Origin of the sequence: Priestia endophytica, assembly GCF_026790145.1 — a bacterium.
GTDB classification, from domain to species: Bacteria; Bacillota; Bacilli; order Bacillales; family Bacillaceae_H; genus Bacillus_I; species Bacillus_I endophytica_A.
Map to the genome: position 1 here is coordinate 260254 of NZ_JALAMS010000015.1, position 26702 is coordinate 286955.

A 26702-nucleotide genomic window follows, 5' to 3' on the forward strand; every position below is an offset into this window, starting at 1 on the left:
CATTTCCTTTAACACCTCTTATTTTCAGATTTTTTACCTCGACAAATATTTAGAAAAGCTATAAAATAAGCTTAAGTGTGTACATTATTTATGGTACATCGGATATTTTGACGTAGCAAGTGAATAGTATTAAGTAACTGGAGAAAAGGGGGAAATCAATGGGTACAGTTATTATTTTTGGTCTAGTTGCACTTTTAGCGATATTTGGTACGATTTCAGCGCTTAAAAACAAAAACTTTTTAGGATTTGGTTTTGCTTTAGCGACTTTTGCTGTATTCGGATTTTTTACAGTTATGACAATCATCGGAAATGGTTATCCAGGCGGACATTAACATACACAAAAACGGCTTTTGAGTAATATTACTCAAAAGCCGTTTTTACATGCTATTATTTTATCAACGATTTAGTTTCCCCTGTCTTTAAATCTATTATTTTCTTTCCATTCAAACCAAGTAAAGCATATTTACCGTCTGGAGAAATCCTTATTGGTTTCTCTTCCTTTAACAACGCAATTTTGTTTTCTTGCCCCGTTTCTAAGGAAAAGCCTACAAGCGTAAATTCCTCATTGTAAGAAGCTTTATTTGTACTGTACTTTGGCTTATATGTATAAAATATATGTTGAGAAGAAGCCCATTCATAGTATGGTACACTCCATCCAGAGTAATCTGAAAGAAGAGGAACTTGAAACTCTCCTACCTTTTGATTTTTCATATCATAAAAAGTATAAGTTCCATATCCTTCTTGATCCCGATCGTAACGCAGGACAAGTAAATATTTTGGGTCATTTGAAAACATAAGGCCTTTTTTTGATAGATTCTCCTTTTTATTTGTTTCAATGTCTTCTTTCACAAGTGGTGCTTCATTGTTTATTAAATCCTTATTATCTAAATAAGCAATATTTGTTTTACTCACCCATTGAACAAATGGCTGATCTGTAGAAAGGTGTTTCTTCTCCCCCGTCTCAATATTAAGAGCGTAAACATCAAAGCTCCAATCTTTTGAAAACGTTGTAACAACAATGCGATTTTCATTAAAAGGATTCCAACTATATTCAACTTCATAGGCTGGAAACGAAAACCTTTTTTGCAACTCTCCTTTTCTATTCAAAAAAGAAAGTTCGATTTTCTCTTCTGATAAAGAAGTTTGCAGGAGAAACATTTTACTGTCAGGACTTCTCTTTATTGACATCACTTGATTGCTCGTTTTAAAAAAAGAAGAGCTTTTTCCTGAATATAAATTGTACCGATTCACTTCATATTCCTTGTCTTTTTTATCTATAACTAAAACATGATGCTTATCATACCAATCTCCAATTGCTGTAGACTCTTGTGTATGAAGAGACTTAATATCATCAAATGTATAATTCTCTTTGGTTCCTTCTCTAATTTTCGAGTTAGGTTGATGAGCTTGACACCCTGTTAGGACTACAAAAATCAATAATAAAAAAAACATATTCTTCCTCATCAACTCACCCACTTTTCCTCAAACTTATTCTATTCTAACTTGAATTATCCTACGTGTAATGGGTGATTTCAACTATATTTTAAAAATCAAAAACGTTAAATTATCTCTTTTAATATTTGATAATGGACATTTCTTCCACTACAGTTAATAACGACCATATATTTGTGTTATGTGCATTTTTAAAAAGCCTTTTCGATAAAAATACATTCATTTTTCACCTTTTTAGAGTCCAAATACCACATTCATTTTAGCCAATAATGTACCTTTGACTCATACTTTTTTCATTCGTTAAATGGTTCTTCATAAATTCTGTTACGTGAATTTTTTGTATCTAATAACACAATTTATAAAATTTTTTTAAAAAAAGTTCATCTCTTCAAACCCCTTTCATAATAGGCATAAAGACACCAACTGTTTGAAAATAGGAACCGTTAGACTAGACAATGCATATGAGTATGTTAAACTAGTTACTTGTTCGCCCCCCCCCCCCNNTACAGTCCGACGATCACCACATGCCCCCCCCCCCCCTTTAATACCATTTTCTAAAAACTGAATAAAGAAAGGAGCAACAATAGATATCATGAACAAAGGTTTTGGAAAACATAGTGTTTTTATCATATCTATTTTACTGACGGTTATTTTTATCGTCTGGGGAGGTCTCTTCACCTCAAACTTCACTACGGTTACAAATGCTATTTACACTTACATGATTAACAACCTTGGTTGGGTTTATCTAGGCTCTGCTTTTTTCTTAGTCATCTTCGCAGTATATCTATTATTTTCTAAATATGGACATATCAAACTAGGAAAAGATAACGAGAAACCAGAGTTTAGAACAGGATCTTGGCTTGCTATGTTATTTGGAGCAGGTATGGGCGTTGGTATTGTTTACTGGGGAGTTGCAGAACCTGTTACGCATTATACAAATCCTCCATATGGAGAAGGTTTTACAGATTCAGCAGCAAACGTTGCTATGAAGTTCTCATTCTTTCACTGGGGATTACAACCATGGGGTATTTATACTGTCATTGGGTTAGCTTTAGCTTATTTCCAATTTAAGAAAGGGTTGCCTGCGGCAATTAGTTCTATCTTCTACCCTGTTCTTAAAGAAAGAATTTACGGACCAATCGGAAAAACGATTGACATTATTTCCGTGTTCGCTACCGTATTTGGAATTGCAACATCTCTTGGGCTTGGTGCAATGCAAATTTCAGCTGGACTTCATGCTATATTTGGTCTGCCTGACACAACAGCAATTCAAATGACCGTTATTGGTGCTGGAACGATATTATTTATCATCTCGATTAGTACAGGACTAGAGAAAGGTATCCAGTTTTTATCTAATGGAGCAATTATTTTATCTTTCTTGATCATGTTCCTGGTATTAATTCTAGGACCAACCTCGATTATTTTTGAAACGTTCTTCACTTCACTTGGTAGTTACTTAAACGACTTTGTGGAAATGAGCTTACGTTTAACTCCATTCACGGATAACACGTGGGTTGGAGACTGGACCCTATTCTATTGGGCTTGGTGGATTGCTTGGTGTCCTTTCGTTGGAATGTTCATCGCTCGTATTTCAAAAGGAAGAACAATTCGCGAATTCGTTATCGGCGTACTTGTTGTACCAACACTTGGTACGTGCGCATGGTTTGCTGTTTTCGGAGGAGCTGCGCTTGATTTAGTCCAAAATGCAAGCAATCCTGGATTAGCAAATAATATTGCATCTAACGTATCTCTATCTGTTTTCACGTTCTTTGACTATCTTCCTGCAAGTGGTATCTTAACTGCTGTTGGATTTGCTGTTGTATTAATTTATTATATTACAGTAGCAGATACATCTAGTTTCGTACTAGGGATGTTAAGTGAGCGAGGAAACTTAAATCCATCTGTTAAAATCAAAGTAACATGGGGAATTGTGCAAGCTGCATCGGCAGCAGTTCTACTTTTAGCTGGTGGGGAAAATGCTCTAAATGTTCTCCAAACGGCTTCTCTCGTTTCAGCCTTTCCGTTTATTTTTGTTCTTCTCTTTATGTGCTGGGCACTTATCAAAGCATTGCGAGAGGAATTTGAAGAAGAGAAAGCAACAAAGAAGAAAGCAAGCTAAGCAGCTTGTAAAAGCAAAAGGATCGCTTAAATATAAGCGATCCTTTTTATTTTATCCTTTTGTATTAAAAGCTAACTGAGCTACTAAGATTTTAGAACATCTATCATAAATAGAAGGAAGATGGGAAATAGGAAGTGGATTAATACCCTTGCCAAGTTCAATTGTAAAACCTGGTCTTCTATACTCATGAATAAACCAATCTTTAAACCCTGCATGGCTGTCAATCATTTGAACTGATTTGTAATTACTTACTCTTGCAAACTCATCCGCCATTTTTTTAGAGATTTGTGGTTCTTTGTTCATATAGCCCCAATAAAATTCTTCTCCTTGTGTATGTAGGGAAAGAACGGAATCAAAGTTTTCCTGCTTTGTTAAAGTATACAGTGCTCTTACTTCAGGTTCTGTAAGCGGCACATCACCAGGATAGTCACGTGGTGCAGCTTGTTTGGCTTCCTTGCGCTCTTTTTCAATTTCCCAATTGGCTGGAAATTGATTATTCAAGTCTATTCCCCTAATATTAGCTTTCCAGTGATGAAACTCCATACTTCCTTCATTTATAAACAGCACTTTCTCTCTTTCTACATCGACACTTTTAACTCCATGTAAAACGAGGTTAACTCCATCTGGATTAATCATCGGAAAGGCAGAAAGTGTTGTCTCCTTAAAAAGTTCTCTTGCTTTCTTGTTTTCAATTTCTCCATCACAATCAATCCTTTGACAATAGTGAAACAAAAAGAGCATAAGGCTATTTGTTGTAATCCATTCGTTCGCGTGCATCGAGGCATTCATATGAACTTTTCGTGTTCCTTCTCCTATTGTTATATGATATAAATCTTGTCCTAGCACGCTCTGCCCAATAACCTCTATGTTAACGAAAGAGTATAAGTTGTTTAATGCATATAAAGCTTCCTCTAAGCGTCTTGAATCACAAGGTGTATTCCACACGTTATCCCCCCTCTTCTCATTCATTTTATTATAGAAGAAGCTTCTTTATGTTGAAGAACTGTTAAGAGATATTCAACATACTAAAAAAGCTTAGAAAGTAAGAGGGTGTATAACAACACTCTTTTACTTTCTAAGCTTTTTGTCCAAGTCTAACTTTTACACTTGCTGTGGCAGCTGTGTTTTAACAAGCCATGCCCCACCAATTACCCCTGCATCGTTACCTAACGTTGCAATTGTAATTTCCGCTCCTTTTGCAACGCGAGGAAACGCAAATTGATTAAATCTGTCTTTAAGAGACTGAAGTAAAATATCACCGGCACGAGAAACGCCTCCACCGAGCACGATTTTTTCAGGATTTAATGCATTTGCAGTATTCGCTAGTGCTAAACCAAGGTGAAATGCTACTTCTTCAATTACTGCCTTTGCTACTTCATCGCCTTCACGAGCACAGTCAAATACTTCTTTGGCTGTTAAAGTTCCGTCTTCATAAAAACGTTGCATTGTCGTGTTTCCGTTTTCAGCAATCTTTTCTTTAGCAAGACGAACGATTCCTGTTGCTGAAGCTACTGTTTCTAAACATCCCGTTTTTCCACAGTTACAAGGAGCCCCACCTTCAGGTATAGAAGTAATATGTCCAATCTCACCAGCAGCCCCATTTACTCCACGTACAATGTCACCATGTGCAATAATGCCACCGCCAACACCTGTACCAAGGGTAACGCAAAGAAGATCTTTTGCTCCTTCACCAGCACCTTTCCACATCTCACCAATTGCTGCAATATTTGCATCATTGTCTACAAACACAGGAAGACCTGTTTCAACTTCAAGTAAGTCTTTCAAAGGGAATTTATTCCACCCTAAATTAACGGCAACATCTACAGAACCATTTGTTTCCTTTACAGGTCCTGGTGCTCCGATGCCAATTCCCATAATTTTAGCTTTTATTTCCCCACACTTTTCAAGCTGTTCATCAATTGATTTTGCAATATCTGTTGGGATATTATGCCCTTGATTGCTTTTATCAGTCGGAATTTCCCATTTGTAAATGATTTCTCCATATTGATTAACGAAGGCTAACTTTACTGTCGTTCCTCCTAAATCAACCCCAATCAGCCATTTCTCTTCCATAAGATCTCATCCTTTTTCTGTTCTTTGTTCACGTCTATGGCGAATTAAAAGAAGTGCTTCAGTTAACTGACGATATTCAATCAAACCAGACCTTGCAAGCTCTCTTAGCTCTTCTTCCATAAGGTCAAGGTCAGCTTGTTGGCTTCCTGTATAAATGATAGTTCCAAATCTTTTTAAAAGCTGCTGCACATCGTATAACGTTTTCATTTATTCACCTATTAATTAATAAATTCTCCTATATTACTGTAACGAGAATCACTATAGTCGTCAAGGTTTCTCCCTCGTGAATTACTGTAAATTCTTTCAATAGGTATGAACATACTTTCTTTTTTAAAAGCTATAATCCTTTCAATATACCTATTAAATCTTACTGCTAACTCTTATAATTATATCCATAAAATAAACTGCTGCCAATCCCAATTATTAAAATTACAATATACACTAAAGAAGCTCGTTTACTCTGATTTTTAGGAAGTTGAACAGCACCTGCTGCAACAAACCCTCCAATAAGTCCGCCCAAATGACCCGCATTATCAATACCAGGTACAACGAATCCAAACACAATATTAAATAGAACGAGCATGATGACGTTCGTTCCTAACGTATCAAAAAAGATTTTCGGGCTTTTATACCCAAAAAACAAGAGAGCACCAAAACAGCCAAAAATAGCACCAGAGGCTCCGGCTGAAATGGTTGGACTAAATAAAAAGCTTCCTATTGTTCCAGATACTCCAGCTATAAGATAAATTAATAGAAAACGACTGCTTCCATATATTCGCTCAACAACTGTGCCAACATAATACAGAGCAATACTGTTCATTAAAAGGTGCTAAAAGCCAATGTGGAGAAAAATAGGGGTAATAAGTCTCCACCATTCTCCCTCTAAGAGAAGCTCATTATGCTTAGCTCCATATTTAACGAGCGTTTCTACATTCTGACTTCCTCCGTTAAATTCAAGCCAAAAAAAGAAGAGAATCTGTATAAATAAGAAAATGGAAGAAAAGATGGGCTTTCCGTAAAAGAACGTTCTTTGAATGGTCTTTTCCCGCTCTCGCTCAATACTTTGTATTTTTTGTTTCACACCTTCTATAAAGTTTAAAGCGCTTTCCTCATCTACAAGCGGTGAAAACTTTTTCCCAAAAGCCAATTCTTCCTCTTCCATTACATCAGCTGGAGAAAAAAGATTTCCAGTTATGTTTTCTTCTGTAATTGTGCTAAAAATATAGTGAAAGTCAAAAAAAGGATTAACATCTGATATATATAAATAAGTCCATTTTGCTTTTTTAGACAAACGATAAACTGTTGAATTTCGTAAAGTTTCTTCCTCTTTTTCTATATCTTCTTTAAGATCTCTCGTCCAAATTAAATCTTTTCTAACAAGCCTAATATAGCTATCCTGTTCGATATTTTTAAAGTATAAATTTTGTTTAGAATCGGAAGCATAGATTAGTTTGTAGTTCTGTTCTTCTATAAGAAAGTGTGCGATTTGAAAGTATAGAAAATCTCGCTTTAAGACTGCTATCTTTTTCACCACCCTGAACTCTTTTTTTTAACATCGCAAAATCCAGTAAAAAAAGCAAGTTTTTACATTCCATCCATATAAAAAAAGGAAGAAACTGTGTTCCTTCCTTCTTAATACTTAAAAAGTTGCGACATCATCTTACCGCGGATATAAGGGAAAGTAAAAGCCGTTCTTACAGCTAAGCTGCGACCTACTCTATTTCTTAACAGCATGTTTAACAACTGATAACGTGACTGATAAACAAGTGAAATAAGTAAAGTCATAATGAAAAACTTCAATAAACGTTTCATATATTCTAACCTCCTCTTCTTACTTTCCCACGAACAATGCTGATTATTCTTTCCTTTCTTAATTAAACTTGTATATAAGAGAAGGCAAGAAAAGCGAGAAATGCTCCAATGAAGACAGCTGCTACGTTAACTGTATCATTATTAAAAAAGGTAATACCTTTAATTTTCTTTGTTTTCATGTAGCAATGCTCTGTTTTCTCAGTATGAATACCACAATTCGCACATTTGTATTCTACTTGGATGGTTGCTCCAAGAACAGTATCGGCTATATTTCCTAAAAAACCGAAAATCGCAATAAACAAAAGAGCTATCAACTTTTCCTCCCAAAAGATAGTGAAAAAAAGACCAATTAACAAAGCTCCGCTAAATGCGGCAAAGGTTCCAAGCAATGAGATAGCTCCTGATGTTCCTGCTTCTACTTTTCTTAATGTTAAAATATAACGTGGCTTTCTTTTACTAAGTGTCCCAATTTCTGATGCCCACGTATCCGAATTTGCTGCTGCAATGCTTACCGCAAATAAGAAAGTGAGCATTTCTTTGTGAGTAGGATCGAAAAGCAAGAAAAGACTAAATAAAGCTGGAACTCCTCCATTTGCAAACACCTGTATAATATCTCTACTGCTTGATTTTTCTAACTTTTCTTCAACATGTTCTTTTCGCTTTTGAAATAAAAAACTCACACATGAAGAAGTAATAAAGAAAACACCAAGTAAAGCAAGACCTTTCACTCCTGTTCCAGCATAGATACTGCTTCCTATTAAAAAGGCTCCAAACGCTCCTGATTTTGTAAGAGCCTTTACTTTATATCCTGCATATGATGCGACAATAATAAGAAGGAAGAAAAGAAGATGCTCATTCACAAATCAACACCTCTTGGTTTGTAATGATTTTACCAACGGGAATATCGTGAGGTTCAATTGGCACAAAGTCAGCAATTTGAATATGAAAGGCAATGGATATTTTCTTCCCTAGGTAATTTTGCAAATAACGGTCATAATATCCTCCCCCAAACCCTACTCTATAACCATTTTTCGCAAAAATTACTCCTGGAACAAAGATCACATCAAGTTCTTCTTTTGATATTTTTTCAGCTGTAATAAGCGGTTCTTCAATGCCAAACTGAACAGTCTCAAGCTCAGTGAAAGATGAAAGTTGGTAGAACTCCATTTTGTGCGTTTGAGGAAAACACTTAGGGACGGCAACTCTTTTCCCTTCCTCCCATGCTTTCTCAATAATATCTCTTGTTTCAACCTCAAATGGAAGTGAAAGTGTAATTCCAATTGTTCTTGCTTCTTTCCATTCTCTTGTATTTTCAACTCTTGATAGAATCTCTTTATTCATCTCTTTCCGCTCTAACAAAGACAGCTCTTTTAAGTTCTTCTTCATTAGATTTCTTTTAACCTTTTTCTCCTCCATCATTTTATCCCCTTATTATGTAATGTTCTTATCTATCTTTTAAAAGAGTTCTTTTTAAATAAAAAACAGCAGGAATAAAATTCCTACTGTTTTACTTAGTCTCACGATGTAATGTTACTTTTTTAAGTCTTGGGCTATATTTTTTAAGCTCAAGGCGATCTGGATTGTTACGTTTATTTTTAGTAGTGATGTAGTTACGGTCACCAGTTTCAGTGCAAGCTAAAGTTACTTGTACACGCATGATGTTATCCCTCCAAACATGATTTCGTTAATCAGACTATAATATAATATCATCTTTCGAATGAAAATTCCAGTCTGTTTTTTATAAGCTTTCTATTAGCACTAACCCCGTTTTCTTCATTTATTGCTTTAATATTCCATATATCAGCGGAAGTATATTCATATGGAAGAAGAAAGCTCTCTAAAGTAAACGCACTCACAATATTTCGAGATGCAAGAGGTTGATGTTTTAACGCCCCTTTACGGATATTTCCCCAAAGATGACGCTCTTCATTTATTTGATCTGCTGAAGTTACAGTATACTGCTTTATACCTTTTTCATCAATTTTTCCATTAATAAAAACAAGCCCTTCTTCAATATGATAAGAAAGAAGATGATCTTTCGGCCTGTAGTAAGCAAGCTTTGCTAAAGGCTTCGTTTGCTCATACTGCACATATAGCTTAATTTCTTTACTTCTATTATTTAAGTTCTCTAAAGAAATTCTGTGTCCATCAATAAGGCAAGACTTATGCTCGTCTTGAAAAGCAAAGGATTTGTACTGGACACAATTTTGAATGTGATATTCTTTTTCGGACATTTCAATCCATGAAAATTCTCCATCAATCCACATTCCAATTCTTAGTTGAAAAAATGTTGCTGAATCATTGAAATTATCCATACACTTCTCGTTTGTATACAATGTATCCATCTTCGCACCCTCTATCTGTTTTATTGTACCGAACACAATTGATATGTGAACTTATTAAAAGCTTTGTAAATTTACTGTCATCTAAACGTTTTCTATTAAATCTTTCTGTTGAAGATTGTTTATAGGCATTAGCACTTTTATTTTTCTAAAAATTCAGTTAATTGTAAAGAATATTGTAAACTTATATTACCTATAAGAAAACAATGTTCCTTTCACATGTGTGCACTGAAAGGATCAGTCTATCTAGAGACATTATAATTTCTACTTCCTCATTCTTTTACGCTCAAGAGACTCTAAAACATAACAATAGTTAAAATTTTCTTACCTTTATTTTACCATCATTGGATTACCACTACAATGAACAGAATTTGTCGATTCTATATTCTTTATACTTTTATCTATTTTAAAATGTTTTGATCTCCCATTGCCATGAGCTTTTCTGTATGACGATTTTAGAAAGAATCATACTATTCTTCTTTTTTATCTTTCATTAGGTTAAACTTTTCGACAAGAAAAGCTAAGTCATCAGCATTATTTGATAAGTTTTCAATCCTTTTTAATATAGTTTCAATTTCACTGTCCTGAACTTGGACAGATTGTAACGTCTGGAACGTTCGATTTGTCATTTTATCCGAACTTAGTGCAACTTGGTCAAAAGTACTTTTAACATGGACATTTTGCTCTTTTAGGTGATAGATAGAACGCGAAATCTTTTCAATAGTTGTAATAACTTTTTCCATTCTCTCGTTAATATGTTGAAATCCTTGTCCTGTTGCTTCGATATGGGTTGTTCCTTTTTCAACCATTTCATAGCCAATTTCTAGCCCTTGTAAAACATCCTTTGCTTTAGTTTGAATTTCAGTTGTAATTCCTGTTATATCTCCTAATGCGCTTTCAACTTGCTGTGATAGTTTTCTCACCTCTTCAGCTACGACGCTAAACCCTTTTCCATACTCTCCTGCTCGAGCTGCTTCAATCGCCGCATTTAAGGCAAGTAGGTTTGTTTGCTCTGCAATTTCTTTAATAAAATCAGTAAGTTGAGTAATTTGCTCTGAGCTTTTATCTAGAGATTGGATTTCTTTGTAACAATGTTGAACAATATTATAGATAGAAGTCATTTCTTGAACAGAATCCCCCATTGATTTGTTCCCTTTATTTGTAATATCTCTTATGTATCGAAAGGCAAGGACAAGATGTTCTACTTCCTTGGTAGCTGAATCCATCTCTTCACTAAAAGCTTGCATCGTTTTCATCACTCGGGCTGCCGAGGAAGCTTGTATATGGGCTCCATCTGAAAGATCTTGGAATGTTGCAGATATTTCTTCACTGCCGCTTCTTACTTCTTGTGTAGATGTTAAGAGACGGTCACTTTCATAATGAATGTTTTTAGAAACAGCATGAATAGAGGTTACAAAGGTCCTCAAATTTTCTGCCATTTGATTTGAAGAATGAATGAGAACGCCAATTTCATCATTTCCATCATAGAACATTTTTTCTACTGACAAATCTCCTTCTGCAATTTTCTTTGCCAAACCAACAACCTTTTGCAAGTGATAGTTGATAAATCGCACTAAGAAAAATAAAACAATGCTTCCACATAGAAAAGTAGCAGCTGTAGAGATGAGAAGACCTAATATGCTAATAATAATGCTGCCTTCTGCTTCATTATAAGCTTCTATACTTTCTTTTGTGGTAAATGTTCTAAGCTCCTTTAGCAGCCGCAGATTCTCGTCTCTCAAGCTTGAAATTTCGTCTCGAGCCGACGTATAGATTTCTTTATCTAATCGAACAACAGCTGGAGAAATTTCAAAAATAAATAATCTATCAATTTTTTCATTATTCTCTTTGACTTTAGAGAAAAGTTGTTTCATCTCAGTCGAAACATTTACATCTTCCTGAATTAAATTCATTAACTTATGAAGTTCTTCTCGATGATAACGATAAAGCTTCAGATCCTCTTCTTTTAAAAATGTAATATAATCAGCAATGTTAATATCTTTAGAACGAATAAGAGATCCTATTTCTGTAATATGAACAGCCCGCTCGTTTTTTTCTTTAGCACTTTGAAAAGTTTGCAGTGTTGTATTCAGAAAAAACATAGCTATAAAAATAGAAGCAATCATAAAGCAAAACATCATTAAAAAAATACTATAAAACTTCTTGCTAATCGGTACACTTCTCCAGAAGGATTTAAAAATCCATGCTTTTTTACTGTTCATGCTTAAAAATTCCTTTCAAGTCTTGATGATTACCTATATAACCATCATAACTCATTACTAAATACACATGACTAATTACCCTCATTCTTCACAAAAACTTTACAACAAAAAAAGCGACAGCTATTAGCCGTCGCTCTTTGTTAATTTAACTCATACATTTTTCCTGTAACAAGATAAACAATATTTTCACAAATATTTGTAATATGATCTCCAATTCGTTCAATATGACGACAAACAAATTGAAGCTGTGTTAGCTGATGAATATCCTGTTGATGGGTCGTCATAAGTATTGTAAGCTCATCAACAAGATTGCCATAGTACGCATCAACGAGATCATCCTTATCTGCTACTTCTTTAGCAAGCCTTACATCTTCTGCGTCAAAAGCTTTGAAAGAAGAAAGAAGCATCTCTTGTACAACTTCAGCCATCTTTGGAATTTCCTCAATTGGCTTCACAAGTTGCTTATCTCCTATCCTCAAACTAATACGAGCAATATTCTCAGACAAATCTCCAATCCTCTCGAGGTCTGAGGAAACTTTAATAGCTATAACAATACGACGTAAATCAGAAGCAACAGGAGATTGCTTTGCTAAAAGCTGGATTGCATCATTATTAATTTCATATTCTAACTCATCAATTTTTGGAGCTTCTTCAATTACTTTTCTAGCAAGGTTTTCGTCTTGTTGTTGTAATGAGGAAACAGCCATTTTAAGGCTGTGTTGCGCTTGTTCAACCATATAGAACAGTTTCTCTCTCAAACTGTCTAATTCTACGTCAAACATCTTTCGCATGATTCATGTCTCCTCCCATGATACGAAATAATAACTTACCCGAAGCGTCCTGTGATGTAGTCCTCTGTGCGTTGATCTGTAGGATTAGAAAAAACTTGTTCTGTATCATTAATTTCTACAAGCTCTCCCATTAGGAAGAAGGCAGTCTTATCAGAAACACGTGCTGCTTGCTGCATGTTATGAGTTACCATTACAATTGTGTACTGCTTTTTAAGTTCTAATACAAGCTCTTCAATTTTTAATGTAGAAATAGGATCAAGAGCAGATGTAGGCTCATCCATCAATACCACTTCAGGTTTTGTAGCTAACGCTCTTGCAATACATAAACGTTGCTGCTGTCCTCCTGATAAACCTAGTGCTGGAGCTTTCAAACGATCTTTTACTTCGTCCCAAAGCGCTACATCTTTTAAACTTTTTTCTACAATTTCATCTAATACTTGCTTCTTCTTTGTTCCATGAACTCTTGGTCCATAAGCAACATTGTCATAAATAGATTGTGGAAATGGATTACCTTTTTGAAATACCATTCCTACATTTTTACGAAGCTCTACTAAATCGACTTTAGAGTTTAAAATGTTTTGGTTATTGTAATTAATTTCACCAGACATCTTTACGCCTGGCACTGTTTTATTCATAAGATTAAGTGTCTTAATAAACGTTGACTTTCCACATCCTGAAGGTCCGATAATAGCCGTCACTTCATGATCATAAATTGCGAAATTTAAGTTTTTTAATGCATGGTGTTCTCCATACCATAAATTTAAATCGTTCATATTAAATACTGTTTTCGTTGTTGCGACAGCAGACATATTCTCGCTCCTCCTTATCCAAAACGTCCAGAAATATATTCTTCCGTTTTCTTTACAGATGGATTTGTAAAGATTTTATCTGTTTCTGCATACTCTACTAAATCTCCATTTAAGAAAAAGGCAGTTTTATCAGAAATACGAGAAGCTTGCTGCATGTTATGAGTAACAATGACAATCGTATATTCTTTCTTCAAATTGACGATAAGCTCTTCAATCTTAGCATTTGAAATAGGATCAAGAGCTGAAGATGGTTCATCAAGCAAGAGAATTCTCGGTTTCATAGCAAGCGTACGGGCAATACATAAGCGCTGTTGCTGTCCTCCTGAAAGAGATAGAGCTGACTCATGAAGACGATCTTTTACTTCATCCCATAGAGCTGCTTTACATAAGCTTTCTTCTACAACGCTATCTAAGTTTTTCTTTCCTTTTATACCGCTGTACTTTAAAGCATGTGTAATATTGTTATAAATAGATTTTGGAAACGGATTTGGCTTTTGAAATACCATCCCAATTTCTTTTCGTAAAGAAACAACATTAATATCTTTCCCTAAAATGTTAATGTCTTCATACATGATCTTCCCTTCGCTTCTAGCAATTGGAATTAGATCATTCATTCGGTTAACGCTGCGGAGAAATGTGGATTTTCCACATCCTGAAGGACCAATGAGCGCTGTTACTTTATTTTTCTCGATTTCAAAAGAAATTCCTTTTACCGCTTGGTTCTGACCATAATAAATGCTTAAATCTTCAACAGATAACGATACATCTTTTTCTGCAATTCGTTCAGCTATACCTTCATTTTTATCTCTTTGTTTTAAGCTGGCGATATTGGCCATGCTGGAAACCCCCACTCTATTATTTTGAAGCTGTTAGTTTTTTATGAATAATACTTCCAATGAAACGTGCTAATAAGTTGAACACAAGAACTGCCAATACAAGTACTGCTGAAGAACCATTCGCAATCTCGCTCACGTCAGGAATAAGTCCTTGTGTATTTACAGACCAAATGTGTACAGCTAATGTCTCAGCTGGACGAAAGATATTTAATGGTGATGTTTCAGAAAACGGATTAAGGTTTGCATAATCAAGACGCGGTGTTGAAAGCCCTGCAGTGAAAAGAAGCGCTGCTGCTTCCCCAAAGACACGCCCAGATGCTAAGATAGCTCCCGTTAAAATAGATGGGAATGCTGTTGGCAGTAGAACCGTTTTAATCGTATGCCAATGTGTAATTCCTAATGCAAGACTTGCTTCTTTTTGATCTCTTGGTACAGAGCGAATAGCATCTTCACTCACACGCACCATAACAGGTAAGTTAAATACAGTAAGAGCTAGAGCTCCGCCAATAATCGTGTAGCCCCATCCTGTTAAGTTAACAAACATTAATAAACCAAACATCCCAATAACAATAGATGGAAGTGAAGCTAAAACTTCAATACAAGTACGAATAAAATCTGTTACTTTTCCTGGTTTTGCGTATTCAGCCATATAAATTCCGCCACCAATTCCAAGAGGAACTGTGATAACCATTGTGATCACGAGAATATATAGAGAGTTAAAAAGCTGATCTCGTATTCCACCGCCTGCCATAACTGCACTTGATGGATTTGTTATAAAATCAAATGAAAGCTGTTTAAATCCGTTAACAATAATATAAGAAAATAATGCCACAAGCAGCGACACGATAATCCCTGCGATGACAATAAATACTCCTGTCGCAATTTTATCCCACTTCTTACTGTTCATTACATTTTCCTCCTAGCAGATAGATAGCGAATAACAAGAATGAAAGCAAATGACATAACCAAAAGGATAAGTCCCATTGACCATAGCGTATTATTTTCAATACTTCCGTATGTTGTATGTCCCATGTTAAGTGTAATAATCGTTGTTAATGTTGCTGACGGGTCTAGAAGCGTTTCTGGAAGATTTCTTGTATTTCCGATTACCATCTGAACTGCTAATGCTTCTCCAAATGCACGAGCCATCCCAAGAACGATTGCTGTTAAAAGTGATGGAAGAGCTGCAGGAATTAATACTTTTCGAATCGTTTGCCAACGAGTAGCCCCAAGCGCATAAGAGCCGTCACGAAGACTTTTCGGTAATGAACTCATTGCATCTGTTGCAATAGTTGTAACCGTTGGAAGAATCATAATTGATAAAACAATTGTTCCTGTTAGTAAACTGAAGCCAATGCCTCCAAAATTTCCGCGGATATACGGAACAAGTATTGTAAGACCTATGAATCCATAAACAACGGACGGAATACCAACCAGTAGCTCAATAACCGGCTGCAAAATTTTTCGTCCCCATGAAGGTGCAATCTCCGTCATAAAAATAGCTCCTCCAATGCCAAGTGGAGCTGCGATAATTGCCGATAAAAATGTTACGGCAAATGAGCCAAAAATAAACGGTACCGCGCCAAATTCTCCATTTTTTGGATTCCAATCTGTACTGGTTAAAAATTCAATTGGGCTTACACCATTTTTAATGAAGGATTGTAATCCCTTTACTGTTAGGAATATTGTAATTGCTACTGTTGCAGCAATCATGATTAATGCACAAATTCTTACCAACCATTTCCCACGCGTTTCATCCTTATGTTTATTTTTCTTTGAAGTGATGAGACGCTCCCTAGCTGTTAAACTCATTTTATTTTCCATTTTTAAAACACCCCTAATAACATTGCAATAGGGTAAATGCCTCCTTTTAGCACTTACCCTATTACTTTAAATAGTTTTCCTAAAGAGCCATGAAATGTTTTTATTTATCTGTCTGTTTACCTTCTGCGTCACGCTCAACTTTCATATCGATCGCTGGAATGTAACCTTGGTCTTTAAGAACAGATTTTTGGAATTCCTCACTCATCATGTAGTCTAAAAATTCTTTAGCTACACCATCAGCTTCGCCCTTAGTATAAGAATGTTGGTAAGCCCAGATTGGGAATTCACCTTTTTGAACATTCTCATCTGTTGCTTTAACACCATCAACTGAAAGTGGTGTTACTGTATCATCAGTGAAATATGAGAACGCTAGATATCCTACAGCACCTTCAGTTTCAGAGATAATCTTTTTAACTGTGTTTGAAGAATCTTCTGTTACGCCTTCTGCAGGTGTTTCACCATCTAAACCATATTTTACGAAAGTATCACGAGTACCAGAAGAATCTGGACGGTTTACAAGAACGATCTTTTGGTCTTTACCACCAAGTTCTTTCCAGTTTTTAATTTCACCAGTAAATACTTTTTTAAGATCTTCTTTAGAAATATCTTTAATGCCTACTTCAGGGTTTACAGCAGCTGTCATACCAACAACGGCTACTTTATGGTCAACAAGCTCGTCTGCTGGAATACCTTCTTTTTCTTCTGCAAATACATCAGAGTTTCCAATGTCTACAGAGCCTTCAGAAACTTGGCTAAGTCCTGTACCAGAACCACCAGCTTGTACTTGTACGTCAACATCTGGGTTTTCGTTCATGAATTGTTCAGCAGCAGCAGCTACTAAAGGTTGCATTGCACTTGAACCAGAAACTGTGATTGATCCAGAAAGTTCTCCTGAACCTTCTCCTGAACCACTATTTCCTTCACCGTCTTCTTTTGCACTGTTATTCCCACAGGCTGCAGCGATGATTACTACTAACGATAGCATCATCATAAATGTGAGACGCTTGAAGCTTTTCATTGGTAATTCCCCCTAAGAATATTCGTTGTTTTGTCCTACGAGTACTACAATAACGCTCAATTTTTAAATCAGTTTTAACCGAATGTAAAGGTTTTGTAAATGTTGCATATTTTTTGTAGACCTTTTCTCCTATTTATCTCTGTAAAATCGACAAAAAGGGAAGACAATCGCGCTTAGACGCTTTCGTCTTCCCTCTTTTAGACCTAATTTATTTTAAAATATTATTGAGCATTTTCTTTATCTTCATTTTGTTCAAAATAAGCATCCAGAATATCCATTCCAATATTTTTTGACATTGGATTATCTGAACTTATGGCATATGGCACAACAACGGCAAAGGCTACTTCAGGATTATCATATGGAGCATAGCCAACAAGTGTAACATTATAGGTTTCTACATTTGGGCCTTCTCCTTCTGTGTAAAGAGACTGAGCTGTTCCTGTCTTACCAGCAGGGTTGTATGATTTACTTGCAAACTGTTTAGCTGTTCCCGTTGTCATTACGCTTCTAAAACCGCGTTGCACAATATCAATGTATTCATCTTTCATTGAAATGCGGTTTAAAATCTCCGGTTCTGTAGCATGTAAAACTTTCCCTGGTTTATCTTCTTCAATGGTTGCCTCCCGAATTTCTTTAACAAGCTGTGGACGAACTCGGTAGCCGTCGTTTGCAATCGTTGAAACGTACTGGACAAGTTGTAACGGAGTATACGTATCATACTGGCCAATCGATAAGTCAAGCGCCAAACCTGGGTTGAACTCTGACCCTTTATAGCCTGTAAATTCATTTTGTAAATCCAACCCTGTTTCAACTCCTAAACCGAACTGACCATAATAGTTACGAAGTTGTTCAAATGTTTTAGGACCGATTTGCAGTGAGCCGTTTCGAACATACTTAGCTCCAGCCATTTCAATAACTGTTTTGAACATATATACGTTTGATGATTTTGCAAGAGCGCCATTGATACCAAGAGTTCCTAGGTTATTGCTATATGACCCTTTCTTTGGCGTGCTTGCAATGTAAAGTGGTTCATCTAAAAACATGGTATTTGGAGTAATTGCTCCTGAATCAAGACCCGCTAGGATTGTTGCTCCTTTTACAGTTGATCCCATACCATATGAAGAAACAAGGTTCCCAAGTGCAAAATCTTTAATTTCTTCTTTTCCGTTTTCATTTTTTTCAAATCGCTTTCCACCCATCGCTAGAATATCACCTGTTTTTGGGTTCATCATAATCGCAAATGCTCGGTCAAGATATGGTTCACCTTGATACGTTTTTAAATTTCTTGTTAGCGATTCTTCGACTGCTTTTTGAAGCTCCATGTCAATTGTTAAAACAAGATCGCGTCCTCGCTCACCTTCTTGAATTGACTCTGTACCAATAATGTCACCCTCTTCGTTGTTAATATATTCAACACGTTCTTTTTCACCATTTAGCGTTTCTTCATAGCGAGCTTCAAGATAACTTTTTCCAACTCTATCACTTCTGCTATATTCTCGTACAAGAAAGTGCTGAAGTTTCTCTTCTGGCAATCCTTCTCCTTCAGAGGTGATGTTTCCTAGAAGAGAACGCAAAAGGTCATCATAAACATAACTTCTTTCCCAAAGGACTGTTGTATTAACACCTGGAAGATCTGCTAGGTTCTCACTAACGCGGGCATATTCCTCTTTTGTCACACCTTCCCCTTTAATAACTTGAGGAGTTTGTTTATAACCGCCATCCATCGCAATTTTTATGGCAATAATCTCCTCATCTTGCTTAGAAAGTGAAGATAAATCTTTCTTTGTAATACGTTTGAGCTGTAGCTCATAAGCCTCTTTATCAGATAATTTTTTCTTTTCAATCTCTTCTTGTGGTACTTTTGCTTCTGCTTTCTTTTCATTCGTTAAAATCCAATAATCTTTTTTATCACGTTCCGTAACATCTTCGACTGGTTTATCAATCATTTTTGCTAGTTTTCTAGCTACTGAAAGTGTCTTTTCCGGATCGTCCTCAAATCGAGTATACGTAATAGCCTCAAGTGGAACGTTATCAACAATTGACCTGTAGCTGCTATCATAAATCTTTCCGCGAGGAACCGGGTTTTCAACAGACACGTCCTGCATTTCTTCCGCTTCGCGTTTGTACTCTTCTCCTCTTACAATTTGAACAAGTCCAAGCCTTAAAATAAGCACAGCAAAAAGAAAAAAGACAATACAAAACAATAAGTTGATTCTCGTTGAAAGTTGAGATTTTCTTCTCTTCTTTTTCATTCCTTCTCCCCCTGTAAAATTCCTCAAAAAATAAAGGCACCTTTTTGCAAGGTGCCTTTACTTGTTGTCACATATAGTTTAATCCATTATTAGTAAAATTTCTACAAATTTAACTATTTTTCTAGTTTAATCTTCACTGTTTGGAGCTTGAACGCCGCCTGCTGCATTTAAGTTTTCTTCTTGGTCTTTTTCTCCTTGTTCTTTCTTTTCGAAATAAGAATCAAGAACGTCTTTACCGATTTGTTGGCTCATTGCGCCTACTTTATTACCGTTGGCATAGGGTACAACCACAGCGAAGGCGATTTCAGGATTGTCATATGGCGCATAACCAACTAATGTATGATTTTCAGTTTTAGGTGGTTCAGTCCCTTTAGGGCGTTTTGTTTCTGTATAAAATGATTGAGCTGTTCCTGTTTTACCAGCTGGATTGTATGGTGCGTTGCTAAACGTTGTTCTTGCTGTCCCTTTAGCTCCCATCATAACGCGATGGAATCCGTTTTGAACAATATCAATATACTCTTGCTTCATAGAAATACGGTTCAAAATTTCTGGTTCTGATTCATATATAACCTTTCCTTCTTGTTCTTCATCAACTGTTGATTCGCGTACTTCTTTTAAAAGCTGTGGTCTCACACGATACCCATCGTTTGCAATGGTTGAGACATATTGAACAAGCTGCAATGGTGTATACGTATCGTATTGTCCAATGCCTAAATCAAGCGCATATCCTGGAAGGTATGATGTGCCTTTGTATCCTATAAATTCATTCTGCAAATCAAGACCTGTTTCAGATCCTAAACCAAACTGAGCATAATAATTACGCAGTTCACTAAAAGTTGATTTTGGAATGTTTAACGAATGATTATAAATGTAGTTCGCATGTGCCATCTCTATTACAGTTTTAAACATAAATACGTTGGAAGAGCGTTCTAAAGCTTCCCCAATACCGATATTATCCATATTAACGTACGAACTTTTCGGATTAGTTCCTTTAATCTTAATAGGGGAATCATAGAAAATTTGATTTGGTGTAATAGCTCCTGAATCCAATCCTGCTAAAATTGTTGCTCCTTTAACAGTAGATCCCATGTTATAAGAGGAAACGAGGTTCCCAAGTGCATAGTCTGTTAACTCTTCTTTACCTGTTTCATCATTTTTCTGATAACGTTTCCCACCCATTGCTAAAATATCACCTGTACGCGGATCCATTGCAATAGCAAAAGCACGGTCCATATATGGATTTGCCCCATTATGCTGGGCTTTAAGATGACTAGTTAAACTTTCTTCAACAACTTTCTGCAGTTCCATATCAATTGTTAACACAAGATCACGACCGCGCTGACCTTCTTTAATTAACTCTGTATCTAATATATCACCTGCACTATTATTAATATACTCCACTTGCTCTTTTTGACCCTGAAGAAGTTCTTCGTAGCGCGATTCAAGGTAGCTTTTGCCGACTTGATCATTACGGCCATAGTCACGGGTTAAATAATAATCTAGTTGCTCTTTTGGTAACCCTTCGTCATCCCTTGTGATGTTGCCTATTAACGAGCGTAGTAAACTGTCATAAACATAGTTACGATTCCAGTATGTTGTAGTGTTTACTCCTGGAAGATCAGCTAGATTCTCACTAACGCGAGCATATTCTTTAGCTGTTACTCCTTCATTTTTAATATATTGAGGCGTCATTTTATAGCCACTGTCCATCTCGCGTTTAATCGCAATAACTTCTTTTTCCCCGACCGAAATCGTTCCTAACTCTTTTTTCGTAATACGATCAAGCTGCAGGCTATAGACCTTTTTATCTGACAACTCTTTTTTCTCAATTTCACTTTGCGGCACTAATTTTTTCGCTTTGTTTGGATGAATTAAAATCCAATAATCTTTCATATCGCGATCCGTTACTTTGTCTGTTGGCTTGTCAATCAGTTTTGCTAGCTTCTTCGCTACTTTTAGCGACTGCTCTGGATCATTTTTAACACGCGTATATGTAATTGCATTAACGGGTTTGTTGTCGACAATAGAACGATGGTACCGATCATAAATTTTCCCACGCGGAGCAGGATTGCTTACTGTCGAGTCTTGCTCTGCTTCTGCTTCTCGTTTATATTCTTCTCCTTGAACAATTTGAACGAGACCAAGTCTCAAAATCAAAATGGCAAAAAGGAGAAAAACAACAAAAAACAGAAGACTAACGCGCGTTGTAATGTGCGTTCTTTTTCTGCCTTTTTTTCTTTTCATATTTCCCTCTCCTTACTATATAAGACCAAAATAAAAGCACCTTTTAAAAAGGTGCTTTTATGTTATATGACTATTATAATCCACTTTTGGTAAATTTTCTATAAAAAGAGGGGTTTTTCTATTTTACTCATCTCCGCTTGATGCTTCGGAGTCTTCACTGTCTACAGCTTGAACGCCGCCTGCTGCATTCAAGTTTTCTTGCTGATCTTTCTCGCCTTCTTCTTTTTTCTCAAAGTAAGCATCTAGCGCATCTTTTGCAACTTGTTGACTCATTGTTCCAATATCGCTTGTTGTTCCATATGGCACAACAACAGCGAAAGCTACTTCAGGATTGTCGTAAGGTGCATAACCAACAAGCGTATGGTTCTCTGTTTCAGGTGGTTCTGTACCTTTAGGACGATTTCCTTCTGTATAGAATGACTGAGCTGTACCTGTTTTTCCTGCTGGATTGTACGCTGCATTTTTAAATGTCTTTGCAGCTGTACCAGATGTCATAACACGACGGAAACCATTTTGTACAACATCAATATACTCATCTTTCATAGAAATGCGGTTTAGAATTTCTGGTTCTGATTCATAAAGAATTTTCCCTTCTTTATCTTCATCAACCGTTGCTTCTCGCACTTCTTTTAAAAGCTGCGGCTTCACTCGATAACCGTCATTCGCAATTGTTGACACATATTGAACAAGCTGTAGCGGTGTATATGTGTCATACTGACCAATCCCTAAGTCAAGTGCAAAACCTGGATTATATTTTGTACCTTGATATCCTGTAAATTCATTTTGTAAATCAAGACCTGTTTCAGTCCCAAGACCAAATTGTGAATAGTAATTACGTAATTGATCAAAAGTTGATTTTGGAATGTTAAGTGAACGTCCAGGAACGTAATTAGCATCAGCCATAGCCATTACTGTTTTAAACATATAAACGTTTGATGACATCTCTAGAGCTGTTCCTATTCCAATTCGCCCCATATTTTTGTATGATTTTTTAAGGGGAGTTCCTTTAATTTTGATTGGTTCATCTACAAAAGTAGTTCCTGGTTGGATAGCTCCTGAATCAAGACCTGCTAAAATTGTTGCTCCTTTAACAGTCGAACCCATATTATAAGAGGAAACAAGATTTCCAAGCGCATAGTCTGTTATCTCTTGAACACCTGTTTTCTCATTTTTCTCATAGCGCTTCCCAGCCATTGCTAGAATGTCACCATTACGTGGATCCATCATCATAACAAATGCACGGTCCATATATGGATTTCCACTATGATGAGCCTGAAGACGTTTTGTTAAACTCTCTTCGACTGCTTTTTGCAGTTCCATATCAATTGTTAATACAAGATCGCGACCGCGTTGCCCTTCCTTGACTAACTCAGTATCTAATATGTCGCCTGCTTCATTATTAATATATTCTACTTGCTCTTTTTGACCGTTTAACAGTTCCTCGTAGCGAGATTCAAGATAACTTTTCCCAACTTGATCGTTACGACTGTAGTCGCGCGTTAAGTAGTAATCTAAGCGGTCTTTTGGAAGCCCTTCTTCATCGCTCGTAATATTTCCTAAAAGTGAGCGAAGCAGTCCATCATAAACATAGTTTCGTTTCCAGTATGTTGTTGTATTAACACCTGGAAGGTCAGCTAAATTCTCACTAACACGGGCATATTCTGCATCTGTTACACCTTCATTTTTAATGTTTTGAGGCGTCATTTTGTACCCGCTGTCCATTTCGCGCTTGATTGCGATAACTTCCATCTCAGCATCCGAAATAGAAGCAAGATCTTTCTTTGTAATACGTTCAAGCTGAAGATCATAGACTTTATCATCAGCTAACTCTTTTTTCTTAATTTCACTCTGTGGAACTAGATTTTTAGCTTTTTTCGGGTGAACCATAAGCCAATAATCTTTCATATCTCGTTCTGTTACTTTGTCTGTTGATTTATCGATAAGCTTTGCAAGCTTCTTCGCCACTTTAAGAGACTGTTCAGGGTCATTTTTAAAGCGCGTATACGTAATCGCATTAAGCGGCTTGTTATCAACAATTGAACGATGATATCGATCATAAATCTTGCCCCGGGGAGCTGGGTTACTCACTGTTGAATCCTGTGTTTCTTCTACTTCTCGTTTGTAATCTTCACCTTGGACAATTTGAACAAGACCAAGCCTTAAAATTAAAATTGCAAAAAGAAGAAAAACAACAAAAAACAGGAGGTTAAGTCGCAACGAAATGTGCGTTTTTTTTCTTCTCTTTTTCTTCATCCCTTCACCTTCAATCTCTCGCTATTCCACAAACAAATAAGACACCTATGGAAGGTGCCCTATTAACTGTCTAGTGTTATTTTAATGCAAATAAAGAAAGATTTCTACCGCCAAATTACTCATGCAGGTGACTCTCCATCACCTTCATTTAAAGTTTTTTTGGAAATTGAGGGTTCTTCTTCCTTTATTTTTTCTAAGGGCTTCAATGATACATGACGAACAAAAAAATAAATAGTTGCATGTCCAACTCCGATTATTGCTAAAAGAATTGGCACGCTTTGTTTTTCATCAAAAAAGGTGATGGCCCCGATAAATAGAAGAATTGAGATAATTCGTCCCATATTTAAAAAAACATCCCGTACAACGATAAATTCAATTCGCTTTTCTTTAATTCCTTCGGCCCTTCCAATTACGTCAAATGTAATCGACATATAAGGAACAAGTAAGAGCGGATATCCGATTGCAATGCAAACAGCATAGCATAACAATTTAACATACGTTACTTTAAAAATAATTAAAAAGACAGAAGCATATAGCAAAAGTCCACCTGCTAAGATTGACTTGTATCGATGCTTCTTCTTTATAAATCGTGATGCTAAATAATAGCCAACAAAAGCGACAGCGGAATTAACAAGACCAAATGTTCCTAGCGCAAGCTCACTGTTTGTCGTAATAAAAACAAGAACAGAGATAATAAAAATAAAGGTACCTTCTCGGATTCCTTGGAAAAGGTGTGCATATAAAATAAGACGCCAGTTTCGATTCTTTTTTCGTTCAGCAAGTACTTCTTTAAAACGATACTTTCCTTCTGCTTCTCTTCTTTTAAGAAAGAAACTTAATACAACAGCGCTTAGAAATAAAAATAAAGAAGTAAAAAAAATAATTTTATATCCCGTCATTTTAATGAAAGACGAGATAATCAATCCTGCTACAATGGGACCAATCATTCCTGCGAATGAATTCAATATGCCCATAAATCCGTTAAAAAAATCTCTTGTTTCAGGTTCTGTAATCTCAAATGTTAATACATCAAAAGCAAGCCAGTAAAATCCATAGCCAATTCCAAGTAAAGCTCCTAAGAGTAAAAGGAGCGATGAAGCATTGTTTCCAACAAGTAAGACCGTAATATAAAAGACTGCTAAAAATGATACTCCTAGCCTTAAGACAATAACTCGATCCACTTTCTTAGCAAGCTTCCCTGCTACAACAAATGTCAAAGGATGAAAAATCACAATGGCTAAGTTGTAGAGAGCAAGATCCAAAAACTGCCCTGATTGCTTCCATAAATAGACGTTTACAAACGTATTGGATAATGATATTGCAAGTGAATAAAGAGCTCCAACCGTTAAAAGAAGCAAAAGATCTTTCGTAACTTCAACATCCCCAAACACTTTTTTCAAAACTGCCATACGTAAAACTCCTTTTCTCTTCTACCCCTAGTTTGGCAAAAGATAAAAGAGTTATACTACATAATGTAATTTTGAACAAAGGAATATAACTTCTATAATAAAAAGGCTCAGAGACATGTTGTCTCCGAGCCTTTTTATTATAAGCGTTTCTCTTATTTTGCTGCTTCGTAGCGTTTTGATACTTCGTCCCAGTTTACAACATTCCAGAATGCTGAAATGTAGTCTGGACGACGGTTTTGGTAGTTTAAGTAGTAAGCATGCTCCCAAACATCTAAGCCTAGGACAGGTGTTTTACCTTCCATAAGCGGTGAATCTTGGTTTGGAGTGCTTGTGATCGCAACTTCGCCGTTGTCTACAACAAGCCAAGCCCAACCAGAACCGAAGCGGCCTGCTGCAGCTGCTGCGAATTCTTCTTGGAATTTCTCGTAGCTTCCAAATTTTTTGTTGATTGCATCTGCTAATTCGCCAGTTGGCTCACCGCCACCTTCTGGTGAAAGGATTGTCCAGAAAAGGCTATGGTTAGCATGTCCACCACCGTTGTTGCGTACAGCTGTACGAATGTTTTCAGGTACAGCGTCTAAGTTTGATACTAGTTCTTCAATGCTTTTAGCTTCAAGATCAGTACCTTTGATTGCATCGTTTAACTTAGTTACATATGTGTTGTGGTGTTTCGTATGGTGAATGTTCATTGTTTCCTTGTCGATATGTGGTTCAAGTGCGTCATACGCGTAAGGTAATTGTGGTAATTCATGTGCCATGAAAAATTCCTCCTTTAGATTATGTAAAATTTGTGGTAGCAAAAATTGCTCCGTTAGCTTTAGAATAGCAAATATACCCTATTGTTTCAATTAAAATGATTTTCTTCTTGCTGAAACAACGAGTTTATATTTACCTTTTACCCGGTTTTTATACGACTAAACAAAAAAAGTTTTCTGCTTAGCAGAAAACTTGTTAATGTTATATGTATGGAGGAGGAAGGGGGATTCGAACCCCCGCGGGTTTTGACACCCCTGTCGGTTTTCAAGACCGATCCCTTCAGCCGGACTTGGGTATTCCTCCACCTGAAATTATGGTGGACCCTGCAGGACTCGAACCTGCGACCGGACGGTTATGAGCCGTCTGCTCTAACCAGCTGAGCTAAGGGTCCATTATGGATAATATAATAAAGCAATAGCGGCGGAGGGGATCGAACCCCCGACCTCACGGGTATGAACCGTACGCTCTAGCCAGCTGAGCTACACCGCCA

25 protein-coding genes and 3 tRNA genes are annotated in these 26702 nt (G+C 36.4%); 2 read left to right on the plus strand and 26 right to left on the minus strand.

All coding sequences use genetic code 11. From position 1 onward, the window contains the following. Window positions 1-158: 158 nt before the first annotated feature. The gene (locus MOC86_RS13315) at window positions 159-332 is read left to right on the plus strand and encodes a DUF2759 domain-containing protein (RefSeq protein ID WP_019391493.1); all 174 of its coding nucleotides are present in this window, start codon (window positions 159-161) and stop codon (window positions 330-332) included. A gap of 55 nt (window positions 333-387) precedes the next feature. Here the strand turns inward: MOC86_RS13315 and MOC86_RS13320 are convergent, their stop codons facing one another. Beyond that, the gene (locus MOC86_RS13320) at window positions 388-1452 is read right to left on the minus strand and encodes a hypothetical protein (protein WP_268584599.1); all 1065 of its coding nucleotides are present in this window, start codon (window positions 1450-1452) and stop codon (window positions 388-390) included. A 592-nt stretch (window positions 1453-2044) separates the two neighbouring features. Here MOC86_RS13320 and MOC86_RS13325 point away from each other — a divergent pair. After that, window positions 2045-3571 (plus strand): BCCT family transporter, encoded by a 1527-nt coding sequence (locus MOC86_RS13325; RefSeq protein WP_268584600.1) that lies wholly within the window; start codon window positions 2045-2047, stop codon window positions 3569-3571. Between the two features lie 51 nt (window positions 3572-3622). Here MOC86_RS13325 and MOC86_RS13330 read toward each other — a convergent pair whose 3' ends face one another. The 25 genes from MOC86_RS13330 to MOC86_RS13445 all read right to left on the minus strand — a co-directional run bounded on the left by MOC86_RS13330 (window position 3623) and on the right by MOC86_RS13445 (window position 26701). Next, the gene (locus MOC86_RS13330) at window positions 3623-4516 is read right to left on the minus strand and encodes a M14 family metallopeptidase (RefSeq protein ID WP_268584601.1); all 894 of its coding nucleotides are present in this window, start codon (window positions 4514-4516) and stop codon (window positions 3623-3625) included. 156 nt (window positions 4517-4672) lie between these two features. Beyond that, window positions 4673-5644, minus strand: coding sequence for an ROK family glucokinase (locus tag MOC86_RS13335; protein ID WP_268584602.1), 972 nt, complete (start codon window positions 5642-5644; stop codon window positions 4673-4675). Window positions 5645-5650: 6 nt separating this feature from the next. Beyond that, window positions 5651-5851 (minus strand): YqgQ family protein, encoded by a 201-nt coding sequence (locus MOC86_RS13340; RefSeq protein ID WP_019391489.1) that lies wholly within the window; start codon window positions 5849-5851, stop codon window positions 5651-5653. A 166-nt stretch (window positions 5852-6017) separates the two neighbouring features. Next, complete coding sequence (locus tag MOC86_RS27365) at window positions 6018-6464, minus strand: rhomboid family intramembrane serine protease (protein WP_326847727.1); 447 nt, start codon at window positions 6462-6464, stop codon at window positions 6018-6020. A 9-nt stretch (window positions 6465-6473) separates the two neighbouring features. Further along, a complete protein-coding gene (locus MOC86_RS27370; protein WP_326847728.1) occupies window positions 6474-7175 on the minus strand; it encodes a hypothetical protein in 702 nt (233 codons plus the stop codon). A 101-nt stretch (window positions 7176-7276) separates the two neighbouring features. Further along, on the minus strand, window positions 7277-7456 hold the full coding sequence (locus tag MOC86_RS13350; RefSeq protein ID WP_061801986.1) for a hypothetical protein: 180 nt from the start codon (window positions 7454-7456) through the stop codon (window positions 7277-7279). Window positions 7457-7518: 62 nt separating this feature from the next. Next, window positions 7519-8316 carry a DUF92 domain-containing protein gene (locus MOC86_RS13355; protein WP_268584603.1) on the minus strand — a complete coding sequence of 266 codons (798 nt, stop codon included), beginning with the start codon at window positions 8314-8316 and terminating at the stop codon, window positions 7519-7521. Beyond that, window positions 8309-8872: a 5-formyltetrahydrofolate cyclo-ligase gene (locus MOC86_RS13360; RefSeq protein WP_268584604.1), complete on the minus strand. Its 564-nt coding sequence runs from the start codon at window positions 8870-8872 to the stop codon at window positions 8309-8311. The genes MOC86_RS13355 and MOC86_RS13360 overlap by 8 nt, the downstream gene beginning before the upstream one ends. A gap of 91 nt (window positions 8873-8963) precedes the next feature. After that, window positions 8964-9113, minus strand: a complete 150-nt coding sequence (rpmG, locus tag MOC86_RS13365; RefSeq protein ID WP_019391484.1) for a 50S ribosomal protein L33 — start codon at window positions 9111-9113, stop codon at window positions 8964-8966. A 49-nt stretch (window positions 9114-9162) separates the two neighbouring features. Continuing rightward, window positions 9163-9801 carry a hypothetical protein gene (locus MOC86_RS13370; protein ID WP_268584605.1) on the minus strand — a complete coding sequence of 213 codons (639 nt, stop codon included), beginning with the start codon at window positions 9799-9801 and terminating at the stop codon, window positions 9163-9165. Between the two features lie 467 nt (window positions 9802-10268). Next, entirely contained in the window at window positions 10269-12020 is a 1752-nt protein-coding gene (locus MOC86_RS13375; protein ID WP_268584606.1) for a methyl-accepting chemotaxis protein, read from the minus strand. A 140-nt stretch (window positions 12021-12160) separates the two neighbouring features. After that, window positions 12161-12811 (minus strand): phosphate signaling complex protein PhoU, encoded by a 651-nt coding sequence (gene phoU, locus MOC86_RS13380; protein ID WP_268584607.1) that lies wholly within the window; start codon window positions 12809-12811, stop codon window positions 12161-12163. Between the two features lie 35 nt (window positions 12812-12846). Continuing rightward, window positions 12847-13620, minus strand: coding sequence for a phosphate ABC transporter ATP-binding protein PstB (pstB, locus tag MOC86_RS13385; RefSeq protein WP_268584608.1), 774 nt, complete (start codon window positions 13618-13620; stop codon window positions 12847-12849). 14 nt (window positions 13621-13634) lie between these two features. Further along, complete coding sequence (gene pstB / locus MOC86_RS13390; protein WP_268584609.1) at window positions 13635-14456, minus strand: phosphate ABC transporter ATP-binding protein PstB; 822 nt, start codon at window positions 14454-14456, stop codon at window positions 13635-13637. A 19-nt stretch (window positions 14457-14475) separates the two neighbouring features. Next, complete coding sequence (gene pstA / locus MOC86_RS13395; protein ID WP_268584610.1) at window positions 14476-15363, minus strand: phosphate ABC transporter permease PstA; 888 nt, start codon at window positions 15361-15363, stop codon at window positions 14476-14478. Then, window positions 15363-16280: a phosphate ABC transporter permease subunit PstC gene (gene pstC / locus MOC86_RS13400; protein ID WP_040056800.1), complete on the minus strand. Its 918-nt coding sequence runs from the start codon at window positions 16278-16280 to the stop codon at window positions 15363-15365. Before pstC ends, pstA begins: the two co-directional genes overlap by 1 nt. Window positions 16281-16380: 100 nt before the next feature. After that, window positions 16381-17298, minus strand: coding sequence for a phosphate ABC transporter substrate-binding protein (locus MOC86_RS13405; protein WP_019391476.1), 918 nt, complete (start codon window positions 17296-17298; stop codon window positions 16381-16383). 221 nt (window positions 17299-17519) lie between these two features. Beyond that, window positions 17520-19550, minus strand: a complete 2031-nt coding sequence (locus MOC86_RS13410; protein WP_268584611.1) for a peptidoglycan D,D-transpeptidase FtsI family protein — start codon at window positions 19548-19550, stop codon at window positions 17520-17522. Window positions 19551-19676: 126 nt separating this feature from the next. Next, a complete protein-coding gene (locus tag MOC86_RS13415; protein ID WP_268584612.1) occupies window positions 19677-21794 on the minus strand; it encodes a peptidoglycan D,D-transpeptidase FtsI family protein in 2118 nt (705 codons plus the stop codon). 123 nt (window positions 21795-21917) lie between these two features. Next, window positions 21918-24047 carry a peptidoglycan D,D-transpeptidase FtsI family protein gene (locus MOC86_RS13420; RefSeq protein ID WP_243517647.1) on the minus strand — a complete coding sequence of 710 codons (2130 nt, stop codon included), beginning with the start codon at window positions 24045-24047 and terminating at the stop codon, window positions 21918-21920. A gap of 119 nt (window positions 24048-24166) precedes the next feature. Continuing rightward, window positions 24167-25456, minus strand: a complete 1290-nt coding sequence (locus tag MOC86_RS13425; RefSeq protein WP_040056804.1) for an MFS transporter — start codon at window positions 25454-25456, stop codon at window positions 24167-24169. A 152-nt stretch (window positions 25457-25608) separates the two neighbouring features. Further along, window positions 25609-26214: a superoxide dismutase SodA gene (sodA, locus tag MOC86_RS13430; RefSeq protein WP_268584613.1), complete on the minus strand. Its 606-nt coding sequence runs from the start codon at window positions 26212-26214 to the stop codon at window positions 25609-25611. 208 nt (window positions 26215-26422) lie between these two features. Next, a tRNA-Ser gene (locus MOC86_RS13435) sits at window positions 26423-26515 on the minus strand. 11 nt (window positions 26516-26526) lie between these two features. Continuing rightward, window positions 26527-26603: transfer RNA gene (locus tag MOC86_RS13440), tRNA-Ile, on the minus strand. A 24-nt stretch (window positions 26604-26627) separates the two neighbouring features. After that, window positions 26628-26701: transfer RNA gene (locus tag MOC86_RS13445), tRNA-Met, on the minus strand. Window position 26702 lies beyond the last annotated feature (1 nt).